Origin of the sequence: Achromobacter sp. (assembly GCF_050285565.1) — a bacterium.
In the GTDB taxonomy this organism is placed as follows: domain Bacteria; phylum Pseudomonadota; class Gammaproteobacteria; order Burkholderiales; family Burkholderiaceae_B; genus Achromobacter.
In genome coordinates this window covers 1-13,813 of sequence record NZ_JBLZXG010000008.1, presented here as the reverse complement: position 1 = coordinate 13,813, position 13,813 = coordinate 1, and the positions used below count along the sequence as shown (strand labels likewise).

Sequence of the window (13,813 nt, the reverse complement as noted above, 5' to 3'; positions counted from 1 at the left end):
CGTTACAATCTTCCGGGTCCCACCGCCCCCCTCCGCCATGTCCGCCGAATCCGCAGCCGCAGCCAATCCCGCTCCTCCCTCGACCCCGGACGCGGTGCGCGCGGCGCGCATGATTCCCTTCATCGTCGGCTGCGCGCTGTTCATGCAGATGCTGGACGCCACGGTGGTCGCCACCGCCCTGCCGGCCATGGCGCGGGCCCTGGGTTCGACCCCGGTGCGGCTGAACGTGGCCATCACCTCGTACCTGCTGTCGGTGGCGGTGTTCGTGCCGGTCAGCGGCTGGGCCGCCGACCGCTACGGCGCGCGCCGCGTGTTCATCGCCGCCATCGGCCTGTTCACCCTCAGTTCCGTGGCCTGCGCCCTGTCGCAGGACCTGCCGCAACTGGTCATCTCGCGCGTCGTGCAGGGCATGGCCGGGGCCATGATGGTGCCGGTGGGCCGCATCATTCTGCTGCGCACCGTGCCCAAGCAGGATCTGCTCAAGGCCATGTCGTTCCTGTCGATCCCGGCGCTGCTGGGGCCGGTGATCGGGCCGCCGCTGGGCGGCTTCATGGTCACCTACATGTCCTGGCACTGGATCTTCCTGATCAACATTCCCATCGGCGTGCTCGGCATTGCGCTGGTGCTGCGCTACGTGGCCGAGATCAAGGAAGAATCGGCGCCGCGCCTGGACTGGGTGGGCTTCCTGCTCAGCGCCGTATGCCTGGCGACCCTGGTCAGCGGCTTCGAGGCCATCGGCCGCGACGTCATGCCGCTGCCGCTGCTGCTGGGCCTGATCGCGGTGGGCATCGCCTGCGGCCTGCTCTATGGCTGGCACGCGCGCCGCACCGAACACCCCATCATCGACCTGGCGCTGATGCGCATCCCGACCTTCGCCATCTCGACGCTGGGCGGCAACCTGTGCCGCTTCGCGGTCGGCGCCACGCCCTTTCTGCTGGCCATGCTGCTGCAGGTGGGTTTCGGCCTGTCGCCGTTTTCGGCCGGTCTGATCACCTTCGCCAGCGCGGCCGGCGCGCTGCTGATGAAATTCGTCGCCACCCCCATCGTCAGGCACTTCGGCTTTCGCCGCGTGCTGACCGTGAACGCGGTGCTGACCGGCGCCTTCATCGTGGTCTGCGCCACCTTCACGCCCACCACGCCGGTGTGGCTGATGATCGCCATTCTGCTGATCGGCGGCTTCTTCCGCTCGTTGCAGTTCACCGGCGTAAATACGCTAACCTATGCCGACATTCCCCCGGCCAGGATGAGCCGCGCCAGCAGCTTCGCCGCCATGGCGCAGCAACTGGGCATCAGTCTGGGCGTGGGCGTGGCGGCGGTGACGCTGAACATCAGCATGACCCTGCGCGGGGCCGACACACTGGCGGTGGGCGACGTGATCATCGGCTTCATCGTCATCGGCCTGCTGTGCGCGGCCTCGGTCTTTTCCTTTAGACGCCTCGACCCGCTGGCCGGGGCACACCTGAACGGCGCCAAACAACGTGACGACGAATGAATTTATCCTGGCCCTGGATCAGGGCACGACCAGCTCCCGCGCCATCGTGTTCGATCGCGACGGCGTGGTGCGCGGCATCGGCCAACGTGAATTCCGCCAGCACTACCCGCGGCCGGGCTGGGTCGAGCACGACCCCGGCGAAATCTGGCACAGCCAGCTCGACGTGGCGCGCGAAGCCTTGCGCAACGCCGCCGCCAGCGCCGCCGACGTGGCCGCCATCGGCATCACCAACCAGCGCGAGACCACGCTGATCTGGGATCGCGCCAGCGGCCGCCCGCTGGCCCGCGCCATCGTCTGGCAGGACCGCCGCACCGCGCCCATGTGCGACCAGTTGCGCCAGGACGGCCACGCCGATTTCCTGCAAGCCCGCACCGGGCTGGTGCTGGACGCCTACTTCTCGGGCACCAAGCTGGCCTGGCTGCTGGATCACGTGCCCGGCGCGCGCCAGAAGGCCGAGCGCGGCGAGCTGGCCTTCGGCACCGTCGACACCTGGCTGATCTGGCAACTGACCGGCGGCGCCGTGCACAGCACCGACCCCAGCAACGCCTCGCGCACCATGCTGTTCGACCTGCACACGCAGGACTGGAACGACGAGATCCTGGCGCTGCTGAACATCCCGCGCAGCGTGCTGCCGTCGCTCGCGCCCAGCAGCGCGGTGGTGGGCGAGTCGTTGCCCGAGTGGCTGGGAGGCTCGATTCCCATCGCCGGCGTGGCCGGCGACCAGCAGGCCGCCACTTTCGGCCAGGCCTGCTTTGCGCCCGGCATGGCCAAGAACACCTACGGCACCGGCTGCTTCATGCTGATGAACGTGGGCGACAAGCCGGTGCAATCGCGCAACCACCTGCTGTCGACCGTCGGCTGGGGCCTGCCGGTCGCGGGCCAGGACGGCTGGCGCCCGGCCTACATGCTCGAAGGCGGCGTGTTCGTGGCCGGCGCCGCGGTGCAATGGCTACGCGACGGCCTGGGCATCATCCAGCGTTCCGAGGAAATCGAATCGCTGGCCGCCAGCGTGGCCGACACCGACGACGTCTTCATGGTGCCGGCCTTCGCCGGGCTGGGCGCGCCGCACTGGGACCCCTACGCCCGCGGCACCCTGGTGGGCCTGACGCGCGGCACCACCCGCGCCCACATCGCCCGCGCCACGCTCGAATCGATCGCGCTGCAAAGCGCCGAACTGCTGACCTGCATGAACGGCGACAGCGGCATCGCGCTGACCGAGCTGCGCGTGGACGGCGGCGCGGCCCGCAACGACCTGCTGATGCAGATGCAGGCCGACCTGCTGGGCGTGCCGGTGGTGCGGCCCCGAGTGCCCGAATCGACCGCGCTGGGCGCGGCCGGGCTGGCCGGCCTGGCGGTCGGCTTCTGGTCTGGCCAGGACGAGTTCGCCTCCAAGTGGCAGGCCGAGCGCACCTTCGAGCCGGCCTGGCCGGACTCGGTGCGCGAGGCCCGCATGCGGCGCTGGCGCCAGGCGGTGGAATTGTCCAAGGGCTGGGCCAACACGGCCACATAGGCGGCGGCCGGGCGCTCCCGCCCCGCGCCACCGCCACCTGTATCACCGGCGGCTCACGGCCGCCGTGCCCGCGCCTGCATCACCCGCAACGCCATGCGATAGCCGGCGAACACGTAGAACGCATTGCTGTTCATCAGCAGCCAGGCGCCCGCGCCGCCCAGCAGCGCGACCACCGGCCCCACCGCCCGCATGTCGCCCTGCGACCAGGCGATCAGGCCCAGCGCGCCCGCCTCCGCCAGCGTCAGCGCCACGCGCTTGAGCAACACCAGGCCCAGGCTATGACCGCCCATGAATGCCACCACGCCGATCGCCAGCGCCAGTGCCGTGACGGCGCAGGCCAGCACCAGCGCGAAGGCCGCCAGCGCCGGCCCGGCCGGCCGCAGCAGCAGGCTCAACAGGCCAATGCCGACGCCGAGGCCGCCGGCCATGGTCAGCACCGCCAGCGCCAGCGGCGACCACAGCCCCGGCGGCGCGGCGCGCGCGTCCATCTCGGCAACGAAGCGGTGCATGGCGGCGGACGCGTCCGCCGCGGCGTCCTCGCGCAGCGCCGCCTCCAGCCGCCGGCATTGTGCGATCAGCGCATTCAACCCGGGGCCGGACGATGGCATCACAGCCTCGTCACGCCCGGGGCGTGTTCGGCCACCGTATTGCGCAAGGCCGCCATGGCCTCCTGCACGGCGGTCGGCCGGAACGCATCCTCGCGCCAATACATGGCCACCGAGCCGAAGCCCGACAGCCGCACCGGAATGATGCGCATCGCCTTCATCTGCGTGAAGCGCAGCGCGGCGCGGTGCGAGGCCACGCCGATCATATCGCTGTTGTTGATCAGGGTGAGGTTGATGGTGACCGAATTGGATTCGACGTGATCGGCCGGCGGCGCCTGGCCGGCCGCGGCCAGCGCGGCGTCGACCGCGTTGCGGATCGGGGTGCCCTTGGGCCACAGGATCCAGCGGTACGACAGCAGCTCGGGCCAGCCCGGCTGCTCCCGCGCGAACAGCGGATGGCGCGGCCGCGCCACCAGGTGGATCGGCTCCAGGTACAGGGCCTCGAAACGGATGGCGGGATCATGGTGCTCGGGGGCCGAGCGGCCCACCACGATGTCCAGGTCGCCCTGCGCCAGTTGCGCCAGCAGGCGGTCGGTGGTGCCCTCGACCAGTTTCACGCGCGCTTGCGGCATGCGTTCGAGCAGCTTCATCACCGCCAGCGGCACGGTGTCCGACGCCGACGCGCCCGAGGCGCCGATCACCACCCGGCCACCGCCGCCCTCGCGCAGCGCGGCCATGTCGGCGCTGGCGCGATCCAGTTGCGCCTCGACCCGCTGCGCGTGCGCGATCAGCACGTCGCCATGCGGCGTCGGCCGCAGGCCGCGCGCGTGGCGCTCGAACAGCGGCAGGCCGATGTCGTCTTCCAGATCCTTCAGCCATTTCGACAACCCCGGCTGGGTGGTGTTGAGCATCGCGGCCGAATGGCTGATGTTGCGGGTCTGGGCCAGACTGAGCAGCATTTTCAGATTGCGCAGGCGCAACCGGTGAGTCCAGTCCATGGAATCCCCTTGTCTCTTTTATCCATATTGTTATTGGTATGGATAATAAGATAATTTCATTTCAAAACACATAGCTCGTTCCGCATAATCGTCTCCCTATCAGGCCTCGCCGCGCCCGCCGCGACGGGCCACAGAAGCCGGCCCCGACGCCGGCCACCAGGAGACAACCATGCCCGACGGTCACCCCCCCGGCGCGGATCGCGCCGCCTATTACGCGCGCATCGCCCAAAAGCACATGGCCCCGTTATGGGAGTCGCTGCACAACCTGGTGCCGCGCCAGCCGGCGCCGCGGTGCGTGCCCGCCATCTGGAAATACGACGAGGTGCGCGACGACGTGCTGGCCTCCGGCTCGCTCATCAGCGCCGAGGAAGCGGTGCGGCGCGTGCTGATCCTGGAGAATCCCGGCCTGCCCGGCCAGGCCAGCATCACGCAGAGCCTGTATGCCGGCCTGCAACTGATCCTGCCCGGCGAGATCGCGCCCAGCCACCGCCACACCCAATCGGCCCTGCGCTTCATCGTCGAGGGCCGCGGCGCCTACACCGCCGTCAACGGCGAGCGCACCACCATGCATCCGGGCGACTTCATCATCACGCCGTCCTGGACCTGGCACGACCACGGCAACGCCGAGACCGTCGACGGCGGCGAGCCGGTGGTCTGGCTCGATGGCCTGGACATCCCGCTGCTGCGCTTCCTGGACGCCGGCTTCGCCGAGAACTATCCGTCGGCCACCCAGCCCGTCACCCGCCCCGAAGGCGACAGCATGGCGCGCTACGGCCATAACATGGCGCCGGTGCGCCACCGCGCCGCCGGCGGCACCTCGCCTATCTTCAACTACCCCTACGAGCGCAGCCGCGAGGCGCTCGACGCGCTCTACCGCCACGGCGAGCTGGATCCCTGGGACGGCGTCAAGCTGCGCTACCTGAACCCGGCCACCGGCGGCTACCCCATGCCGACCATGGCCACCTTCATGCAGTTGCTGCCGGCCGGCTTCCAGGGCAAGGCCTATCGCAGCACCGATTCCACTGTCTACAGCGTGGTGGAGGGCCGCGGCATTGCCCGCGTCGGCGACGCCGAATTCCATTTCGGCCCGCGCGACGTGTTCGTGGCGCCGTCGTGGCTGCCGGTGCAGCTGGCGGCGCTGGAAGACGCCACGCTGTTCAGCTATTCCGACCGCCCGGTGCAGGACGCCCTGGGCCTGTGGCGCGAAGAACGCATCGCCTGACGCCGGCGGGCCGCCGCGCCCGCCCTTCCCCTTTCCGTTCCGCCTTCAAAGGTTGATTCATGTCTTACGTGTTTGCTCCCGCCGGCCCCGTTGCCGTGCCCGTCGCCGGCAGCCAGGACCGCTTCCCCGTGCGCCGCGTCTATTGCGTTGGCCGCAACTACGCCGCCCACGCCCGCGAGATGGGCTTCGATCCCGACCGCGAACCGCCGTTCTTCTTCTGCAAGCCGGCCGACGCCGTGGTGCCGGTGGCGCAGGACGCCACGCTGACGCTGCCCTACCCGCCCGAGACCGCCAACTTCCACTATGAAATCGAGCTGGTCGCGGCCATCGGCAAGGGCGGCGCCAACATCGCGGTCGAATCCGCGCTGGAACACGTGTGGGGCTACGCCGTCGGCCTGGACATGACGCGCCGCGACCTGCAGATGAAGATGCGCGAGGCCGGCCGTCCCTGGGAACTGGGCAAGGCCTTCGACCAGAGCGCGCCCATCGGCCCGCTGGTGCCCGCCGCGCAGGCCGGCGACATCCATCGCGCCGGCATCTGGCTGCAGGTCAATGGCGCCGACAAGCAGCGCAGCAATGTCGGCATGCTGATCTGGTCGGTGGCCGAGACCATCGCCTACCTGTCGCGCTACTTCCGACTGGAAGCCGGCGACCTGATCTACACCGGCACGCCCGAAGGCGTAGGCCCGGTGACGCGCGGCGACAGGATGGTCGGCGGCGTCGACGGGCTTGGCACGCTCAGCGTGCAGATCGCCTGAGGAAGCGCATCCATGCAACTGCACAGCTTCTTCAACAGCTCCACCTCGTACCGCGTGCGCATCGCGCTGGCGCTCAAGGGCCTGCCGTTCGACATCGTGCCGGTGAACCTGCGCCAGCAGGAACAGCGCGCCGCCGACTACGTGGCGCAAAACCCATCGGCCGGCGTGCCGCTGCTGACGGAGGGCGACTTCCAACTGTCGCAATCGCTCGCCATCATCGATTACCTGGACGCCACCCACCCCGAGCCGCGCCTGATCCCAGCCGCGCCGCGCGAGCGCGCCCGCGTGCTGGAACTGGCCAACGCCATCGCCTGCGACATCCATCCGGTCAACAACATGCGCATCCTGCGCTACCTGCAGGAAGAACTGGGCGCCACCGACGCGCAGAAGAACGCCTGGTACCACCACTGGATCGGCGAGGGCCTGACCGCGGTCGAGGCCCTGCTGGCGCGCCACGGCCACGGCGCCTATTGCTTCGGCGAGGCGCCGACGCTGGCCGACTGCTGCCTGGTGCCGCAGGTGGCCAACGCCCAGCGCATGGGCTGCGACCTGTCGGCCTACCCGCGCCTGGTCGGCGTCTATGAACACTGCCTCGCGCAACCGGCATTCCAGCAGGCCGCGCCCGCCAACCAACCGGACTACATCAAGTGACCACGCAAGCTTCCCCGGGCCAGGAACCCGACACCCTGGGCGCGCCGCTGCGCGAATACACCGATCCGGCCTACCGCCCGCTGTGCGCCAACCTGGCCGAAGTGCGCGCCAACATCGACCGCCTGGACGACCAGATCGTGCGCCTGATGGCCGAGCGCGCCATGTACGTCAAGGACGCCGCGCGCTTCAAGCGCGACGCCTTCCAGGTCAGCGCGCCGGCGCGCCAGGCCGAGGTGTTCGAGAAAGTGCGGCGCCTGGCCGAGCGCCACAACCAGGGCTTCGAGAACCTGGACCAGGTGGTGGACGCGGCCTACCGCGCCATGGTGGCGGCCTTCATCGCCAACGAACAGACCTATTTCAACAATATGAAGATCGCGGGAGACAAACATGCATAAGCCTTCAACCCTGGCGCGGGTGCGCCGCTTGGCAACGGGCGCGCTGGCGCTGGGCCTGATCGCGCTGGCGCCGCTGGGCGCGGCGCAGGCCGCCGACGCCTGGCCGTCGCAGCCGCTCAAGGCGCTGGTGCCGTTCGGCCCGGGCTCCAGCCCCGACCAGGTGGCGCGCATCGTCGGCGAGAAGGCCGGCGCCATTCTCGGCCAGACCGTGGTGGTGGAGAACAAGCCGGGCGCCAGCGGCAACATCGGCACCTTCGCCATCGCCAACGCCAAGCCCGACGGCTACACCTTCGGCGTCTCGATCACCGGACCGCTGGTGAACAACACGCTGCTGTTCGACAAGCTGCCGTACGCGCCCGCCACCGACCTGGCGCCGCTGACGCTGGCGGTGCACCAACCCAACGTGCTGGTGGTGCCGGCCAGCGCCGGCATCGACAACATCGGCCAGTTGCTGGACGCGCTCAAGAAGAACCCGGACAAGTACAACTTCCCCTCGCCCGGCGCCGGCACCGTGTCGCACCTGGCGGTGGAGCTGCTGTTGCAGCGGATCGGCGCGCGCGCCACGCACGTGCCGTATCCGTCGTCGCCGGCCGCGCTGACCTCGCTGCTGTCGGGCGACACGCAGTTCGCCGCGCTGCCGCCGATCGCGGTCATGAGCATGGTCAAGGACGGCCGCCTGAAGGCGCTGGCCGTGACCTCGTCCAAGCGTTCGGCGCTGCTGCCCGAGATTCCCACGCTGGCCGAAGTGGGCGTGCCCGGCATCGAGGGCTCGGCCTGGATCGGTTTCGTGATTTCGTCCAAGGTGCCCGCCGACATCCAGAAGAAGCTGTCGGACGCGCTGATCCAGGCGATCCGCGATCCCGAGGTGGTCAAGCGGCTGCAGGCGCAGTTCATGGACCCGGTGGGCAGCACCCCGACCGAGTTCCGCGCCTACATGGACGATGAGCTCAAGCGCTGGGAACCGCTCATCACCAAGCTCGGCATCAAGGGCCAATAAGCAGGCCCGTGAACGGGCGCCTCGCCGCCCGGCATTTCGCAACACCAGACGCAGTCCGCAGGACAAGCAAGGAGACAAGCATGACCCTCACCGAACCCGCCCGCCAGGTGCCGCTCTACGGCGAATACGACGTCGTCGTGCTGGGCGGCGGCCCCGCCGGCATCCTGGCGGCCGCCAGCGCCGCCCGCAACGGCGCCAGCGTGCTGCTGGTGGAACGCTATGGCTTTCTCGGCGGCATGGGCACGGCGGCGGGCGTCTCCAACTTCTGCGGGCTGCACGCCAACGTGCGCGGCGCCATCCGCCAGGTGGTGCATGGCATGACCGATGAACTGCTGGACCGCATGCGCGCGCTGGACGGCCTGAACGAGCCGCACCTGATCCTGGGCAAGATCCACGCCCAGGCCTATGACATCTCGGCCTTCAAGTGCGCGGCCGATGGCATGGTGCAGGACAGCGGCGCGCAGATCCTGTTCCATGCGCTGGCCACCGGCCTGGCGCGCGACGCCGCCGGCAACGCCGACGCGCTGTTCCTGGAAACCAAGTCGGGCCGCTGCGCGGTGCGCGGCAAGGTCTTCATCGACTGCTCCGGCGACGCCGACATCGCGCAATGGGGCGGTCTGCCGTTCGAGAAGGGCGACGCGCAGGGCCACATGCTCTACCCCACGCTGATGTTCAAGGTCGGCAACGTCGACGGCGCCCGCGCCCAGGAAGCCTGGAAGACCATTCCGCAACTGATGGACCAGGCCGCCGCCAGCGGCGAATTCACCTTTCCGCGCCGCGGCGCCATCGTGCGGCCGCAAAAGCATGACTACGAGTGGCGCGTCAACGTGACGCAACTGGCCAACGCCGACGGCAGCGCGGCCGACGGCACCGACGCCGCCTCGCTCTCGGCCGGCGAGCTGGAAGGCCGCCGCCAGATCACGGAATATCTGAAGTTCCTGCGCGCCAAGGTGCCGGGCTTCGAGAACGCCTACGTGCTCGACATCGCGCCGCAACTGGGCATCCGCGAAACCCGCCGCATCGTCGGCGAGGCCATGCTGACCAAGGAAGACGTGCTGGGCTGCGCCGATTTCGAAGACAGCATCGGCGTCAATGGCTGGCCGCTGGAAATGCACACCGCCGGCGACGTGCAATGGCTGTGGCCGCCGATTCCCGAATCGCGCGGCTACAACCAGTTGCCGTTCCGCATGATGGTGCCGCGCCGCGGCCCGGGCATCGCCAACAACGTGCTCGTGGCCGGGCGCTGCGCCTCGATGACCCACGAGGGCCAGTCGGCCGCGCGCGTCAGCGGCAGTTGCTTCGTCATGGGCGAGGCCGCCGGCACCGCGGCCGCCATGGCGCTGCGCGACGGCCACGCCCCCGCCGACGTGCCGGTGGCGGCGCTGCAGGCGCAGTTGCAACGGCAAGGCGCCTTCCTCGGCCGCCAGGAATGAACCCGCAAGGAACCCGGTAATGAACGCAACCCCCGCAAAGAACCCGCCCCAATCCGTCATCGTCGTGGGCGGCGGCATCGGCGGCCTGGCCGCGGCGCTGGCGCTGACGCGCCAGGGCATCGCGGTGCAACTGCTGGAGCAGGCCGCGCGCATCGGCGAAATCGGCGCCGGCATCCAGCTCGGCCCCAACGCCTTCGCCGCGCTCGACGCGCTGGGCGTGGGCGCCACCGCGCGCCAGCGCGCCGTCTTCACCGACCACATCATCATGATGGACGCGGTCGACGCGCGCGAGGTGGTGCGCATCGACACCGGCGCCGCCTTCCGCGAGCGCTTCGGCGGCCCCTACGCCGTGATCCACCGCGCCGACATCCACCTGTCGATCCTGGAAGCGGTGCAGCAGAATCCGCTGATCCGCTTTCGCACCTCGACCCAGATCGCTGGCGTGACACAGGATGGCAGGCGCGTGGAAGTCACCGACACCGAAGGCAACCGCTACCAGGCCGACGCCGTGGTCGGCGCCGACGGCGTCAAGTCGGTGATCCGCGAACACCTGATCGGCGATCCGCCGCGCGTGACCGGCCACGTGGTCTACCGCGCCGTGGTCGAACGCGACAACATGCCCGAGGAACTGCGCATCAACGCGCCGGTGCTGTGGGCCGGCCCGCACTGCCACCTGGTGCACTACCCGCTGCGCGGCGGCCAGCAATACAACCTGGTGGTGACCTTCCACAGCCGCGAGCAGGAACAATGGGGCGTGCGCGAAGGCAGCAAGGAGGAAGTGCTGTCGTACTTCCAGGGCATCCACCCGCGCCCGCACCAGATGCTGGACCGGCCCACGTCCTGGAAGCGCTGGGCCACCGCCGACCGCGAGCCGGTCGAGCAATGGGGCCAGGGCCGCCTCACGATCCTGGGCGACGCCGCCCATCCCATGACCCAGTACATGGCCCAGGGCGCCTGCATGGCGCTGGAGGACGCGGTGACGCTGGGCGAGGCCGTCAAGCGCTGCGACCACGACCTGCAGGCCGCCTTCCGCCTGTACGAATCGGTGCGCATCCCGCGCAGCGCGCGCGTGGTCTGGTCGACCCGCGAGATGGGCAGGCTCTATCACGCGCGCGGCGTCGAGCGCACCGTGCGCAACATGCTGTGGACCGGCCGCGGCCAGTCCCAGTTCTACGACGCGTTGCAGTGGCTCTACGGCTGGAAGGTGGAGAACTGTCTCGCGGGCCCCAACCAGCCATAAGCAGACAGAAAGCACAGGAGACAACCATGACGACACGCATCACCCGCGGCGGCGCCGCGCTGCTGCTGGCACTGGCCGCCAGCGGCGTCCAGGCCCAGCAGAAACCCGTGGACATCGGCTTCATCGGCACGCTGTCGACCCCCGCCGGCTACATCGGCGAGGACGAACGCGACGCCTTCATGCTGGCGGTCAAGGAAGGCGGCGGCAAGCTGGGCGGCGTGCCGGTCAACGTGCGGGTCGAGGACGACGCGCTCAAGCCGGCCAACGCCAAGCAGATCGCCGACAAGATGGTGCAGGGCGGCGTGCGCCTGTTCACCGGCGTCAACTTCTCCAACGTCATGGCCGCGGTCGGGCCCACTGTGCTCAACGCCGGCGGCTTCTACGTCAGCCTGAACGCCGGCCCCTCCAACTACGCCGGCAAGGCCTGCAACCCCAACTACTTCGCCGTCGCCTTCCAGAACGACTCGTACGCCGACACCGCCGGCATCGCCGCCAATGAGCTGGGCGCCAAGCGCGTCGTCGTCATGGCGCCCAACTACCAGGCCGGGCGCGACGCGGTGGCCGGCTTCAAGCGCACCTACCAGGGCGAGATCGCCGAGGAAATCTACACCAAGCTCGAACAGGCCGACTTCTCGGTCGAGCTGGCGCGCATCCGCGCGCTCAACCCGGACGCCATCTTCCAGTTCCACCCGGGCGGCGCCGGCATCAACCTGACCAAGCAGTATGCCAACTCCGGCCTGGCCGACAAGATCAAGATGATCACGCCCATCTACTCGATGGACGAGCGCATGCTGGCCGCCACCGGCAACGCCGGCAAGGGCTTCTACCTGAGCTCGCTGTGGAGCGCGGACCTGGACAACCCGCAGAACAAGCACTTCGTCGCGGCCTTCACCAAGGCCTACAACCGCGCGCCGACCGCCTACGCGGCCCAGGCCTACGACACCGCCAACCTGATCGCGTCGGGCCTGAAGGCGGTGGACGGCGACATCAGCGGCAAGGCCGACGCCTTCCGCGACGCGCTGCGCCGCGCCGACTTCCCCAGCGTGCGCGGCAAGTTCAAGTTCGGCCCCAACCAGCACCCGGTGCAGGACTGGTACCTGCTGCACATCGAGACCGGCGCGGACGGCAAGCTGGTCTACAAGAACCTCAAGGTCATCGCCCGCGACCACACCGACGTGCACGCGGCCGACTGCAAGATGTAGCAAGCGACCGCGCGGGGCAAGGGGTCGGTTGAAACGCTTCCCACGCCGGCATGAAGCCCGGCGCGTTCCAGCCGGAACGCGCCGGGCGCGCGAGCCTCAGTTCAGGCTGGCGCCGGAGATCTTCACGATCTCCTGGTACTTGGCCTTTTCGTTCTTGACGAATTCGGCGAACGCTTCGGGCGTCATGGGCGGCGCTTCCGAACCCATCGTCAAGAGGCGCTGCTTGACGTCGGGCTGCTGCATCGCGTCCGAGTAGGCCTTGTTCAGCTTGGCCACCACCGGCGCCGGCGTGCCGCCGGTCGTGAAGACGCCGAACCAGGTGCCCAGGTCAAAGCCCTTGATGCCCGATTCCTCCACCGTCGGCACGTCGGCCAGCAGCGACGAGCGCTTGGCCGTGGTCACGGCCAGCGCCTTGACCTTGCCGTCCTTGATCAGCGGGGCCGAGGCCGCCAGGTTGTCGAACATGAAGTCCGACTGGCCCGACAGCAGCGCCAGTTGCGCCGGCGCCGCGCCCTGGTAGGGAATGTGCTCGACGTTGATGCCGGCGCGCGCCTTGAGCAGCTCGCCCGACAGGTGGCCGGCGCTGCCGTTGCCGCCCGAGCCGTAGTTCAGCTTGCCCGGGTTCTTCTTGGCGTAGTCGATCAGGTCGGCCAGCTTCTCGATCTTGTTCTTGGTGGCGAATTCGACGTTCATCACCAGCACGTTCGGCACCGACGCCACGATGGTGACCGGGGCGAAGTCCTTCACCGGGTCATAGGGCAGGTTGGCGAACAGCCAGGGGTTGATGGCGTGGGTCGCGACGGCGCCCATCACCAGGGTGTAACCGTCGGCCGGGGCCTTGGCCACCAGGTCGGCGCCGATGTTGCCGCCGGCGCCCGAGCGGTTTTCCACCACCACCGGCTGGCCGAGCGAGCCGCGCACCTTTTCGGCCAGCATGCGGGCCATGGTGTCGAGCGGGCCGCCGGGCGGGTAAGGCACCACGAAGCGCAGCGGCTTGGTGGGGTAGTCGGTGGCCTGGGCCAGCGCGGGCGCGCCGAAGGACAGCGTGGCCGCCAAGGCGGCGGCGCCGCCCAGCAGGACGCGGCGCAGGGCGCTGCGGGGGGTCGGTTTCATCTCGTGTGCTCCTCTCATTGCATCGATGGCGGTCGGTAGCATACCGCAGTGGAGTGCACGCCGTAACAAAGGGATACCGGGAAACCCGGGTGCTTTTCGCTCGCCAGCCGCCGGGCGCCAAAAAGAAAAAGCCGCCTTTCCGGGAAAGGCGGCTTCGGATCCGGGCATGGCGCGCAGTGACGCGCGCCGCCCGCCCTCAATGCAGGATCTGGCTCAGGAACAGCTTGGTGCGCTCGTTCTGCGGGTGGTCGAAGAAC

General features: G+C 69.4%; 13 protein-coding genes. 10 read left to right on the top strand and 3 right to left on the bottom strand.

Features of this window, described 5'->3' with window-relative positions:
- Positions 1-37 precede the first annotated feature (37 nt).
- Together ACN6O8_RS17615 and glpK are read left to right on the top strand one after the other, a co-directional pair.
- Complete coding sequence (locus ACN6O8_RS17615) at positions 38-1,492, top strand: DHA2 family efflux MFS transporter permease subunit (RefSeq protein ID WP_427992305.1); 1,455 nt, start codon at positions 38-40, stop codon at positions 1,490-1,492.
- Complete coding sequence (gene glpK, locus ACN6O8_RS17610; protein ID WP_427992304.1) at positions 1,479-3,002, top strand: glycerol kinase GlpK; 1,524 nt, start codon at positions 1,479-1,481, stop codon at positions 3,000-3,002. Before ACN6O8_RS17615 ends, glpK begins: the two co-directional genes overlap by 14 nt.
- Before the next feature lie 53 nt (positions 3,003-3,055).
- On the opposite strand, the gene ACN6O8_RS17605 is transcribed toward glpK, so the two are convergent.
- Positions 3,056-3,610 (bottom strand): hypothetical protein, encoded by a 555-nt coding sequence (locus tag ACN6O8_RS17605; protein WP_427992303.1) that lies wholly within the window; start codon positions 3,608-3,610, stop codon positions 3,056-3,058.
- A complete protein-coding gene (locus ACN6O8_RS17600) occupies positions 3,610-4,545 on the bottom strand; it encodes a LysR family transcriptional regulator (RefSeq protein ID WP_035359946.1) in 936 nt (311 codons plus the stop codon). The genes ACN6O8_RS17605 and ACN6O8_RS17600 overlap by 1 nt, the downstream gene beginning before the upstream one ends.
- Before the next feature lie 169 nt (positions 4,546-4,714).
- Here ACN6O8_RS17600 and gtdA point away from each other — a divergent pair, with 169 nt between their 5' ends.
- From gtdA to ACN6O8_RS17560, 8 genes are all read left to right on the top strand, one after another.
- Positions 4,715-5,767 (top strand): gentisate 1,2-dioxygenase, encoded by a 1,053-nt coding sequence (gene gtdA, locus ACN6O8_RS17595; protein WP_427992302.1) that lies wholly within the window; start codon positions 4,715-4,717, stop codon positions 5,765-5,767.
- 59 nt (positions 5,768-5,826) lie between these two features.
- Positions 5,827-6,525, top strand: coding sequence for a fumarylacetoacetate hydrolase family protein (locus tag ACN6O8_RS17590; protein ID WP_427992301.1), 699 nt, complete (start codon positions 5,827-5,829; stop codon positions 6,523-6,525).
- Between the two features lie 12 nt (positions 6,526-6,537).
- A complete protein-coding gene (gene maiA / locus ACN6O8_RS17585) occupies positions 6,538-7,176 on the top strand; it encodes a maleylacetoacetate isomerase (RefSeq protein WP_427992300.1) in 639 nt (212 codons plus the stop codon).
- On the top strand, positions 7,173-7,571 hold the full coding sequence (locus ACN6O8_RS17580; protein ID WP_427992299.1) for a chorismate mutase: 399 nt from the start codon (positions 7,173-7,175) through the stop codon (positions 7,569-7,571). Before maiA ends, ACN6O8_RS17580 begins: the two co-directional genes overlap by 4 nt.
- Positions 7,564-8,568 (top strand): Bug family tripartite tricarboxylate transporter substrate binding protein, encoded by a 1,005-nt coding sequence (locus ACN6O8_RS17575; RefSeq protein WP_427992298.1) that lies wholly within the window; start codon positions 7,564-7,566, stop codon positions 8,566-8,568. Before ACN6O8_RS17580 ends, ACN6O8_RS17575 begins: the two co-directional genes overlap by 8 nt.
- An 80-nt stretch (positions 8,569-8,648) precedes the next feature.
- A complete protein-coding gene (locus ACN6O8_RS17570; RefSeq protein WP_427992297.1) occupies positions 8,649-10,001 on the top strand; it encodes an FAD-dependent oxidoreductase in 1,353 nt (450 codons plus the stop codon).
- 19 nt (positions 10,002-10,020) lie between these two features.
- Positions 10,021-11,241, top strand: coding sequence for a 3-hydroxybenzoate 6-monooxygenase (locus tag ACN6O8_RS17565; protein WP_427992296.1), 1,221 nt, complete (start codon positions 10,021-10,023; stop codon positions 11,239-11,241).
- A 26-nt stretch (positions 11,242-11,267) separates the two neighbouring features.
- The gene (locus ACN6O8_RS17560; protein ID WP_427992295.1) at positions 11,268-12,443 is read left to right on the top strand and encodes an ABC transporter substrate-binding protein; all 1,176 of its coding nucleotides are present in this window, start codon (positions 11,268-11,270) and stop codon (positions 12,441-12,443) included.
- Between the two features lie 96 nt (positions 12,444-12,539).
- On the opposite strand, the gene ACN6O8_RS17555 is transcribed toward ACN6O8_RS17560, so the two are convergent.
- Positions 12,540-13,556 (bottom strand): Bug family tripartite tricarboxylate transporter substrate binding protein, encoded by a 1,017-nt coding sequence (locus ACN6O8_RS17555; RefSeq protein WP_427992294.1) that lies wholly within the window; start codon positions 13,554-13,556, stop codon positions 12,540-12,542.
- Between the last annotated feature and the right edge of the window lie 257 nt (positions 13,557-13,813).

Excerpts from the sequence above, each read along its gene's own strand:
- ACN6O8_RS17615 (WP_427992305.1), top strand. The coding sequence starts at position 38 with ATGTCCGCCGAATCCGCAGCCGCAGCCAATCCCGCTCCTCCCTCGACC.
- ACN6O8_RS17605 (WP_427992303.1), bottom strand. The coding sequence starts at position 3,610 with ATGCCATCGTCCGGCCCCGGGTTGAATGCGCTGATCGCACAATGCCGG.
- ACN6O8_RS17600 (WP_035359946.1), bottom strand. The coding sequence starts at position 4,545 with ATGGACTGGACTCACCGGTTGCGCCTGCGCAATCTGAAAATGCTGCTC.
- gtdA (WP_427992302.1), top strand. The coding sequence starts at position 4,715 with ATGCCCGACGGTCACCCCCCCGGCGCGGATCGCGCCGCCTATTACGCG.
- ACN6O8_RS17590 (WP_427992301.1), top strand. The coding sequence starts at position 5,827 with ATGTCTTACGTGTTTGCTCCCGCCGGCCCCGTTGCCGTGCCCGTCGCC.
- maiA (WP_427992300.1), top strand. The coding sequence starts at position 6,538 with ATGCAACTGCACAGCTTCTTCAACAGCTCCACCTCGTACCGCGTGCGC.
- ACN6O8_RS17575 (WP_427992298.1), top strand. The coding sequence starts at position 7,564 with ATGCATAAGCCTTCAACCCTGGCGCGGGTGCGCCGCTTGGCAACGGGC.
- ACN6O8_RS17570 (WP_427992297.1), top strand. The coding sequence starts at position 8,649 with ATGACCCTCACCGAACCCGCCCGCCAGGTGCCGCTCTACGGCGAATAC.
- ACN6O8_RS17565 (WP_427992296.1), top strand. The coding sequence starts at position 10,021 with ATGAACGCAACCCCCGCAAAGAACCCGCCCCAATCCGTCATCGTCGTG.
- ACN6O8_RS17560 (WP_427992295.1), top strand. The coding sequence starts at position 11,268 with ATGACGACACGCATCACCCGCGGCGGCGCCGCGCTGCTGCTGGCACTG.
- ACN6O8_RS17555 (WP_427992294.1), bottom strand. The coding sequence starts at position 13,556 with ATGAAACCGACCCCCCGCAGCGCCCTGCGCCGCGTCCTGCTGGGCGGC.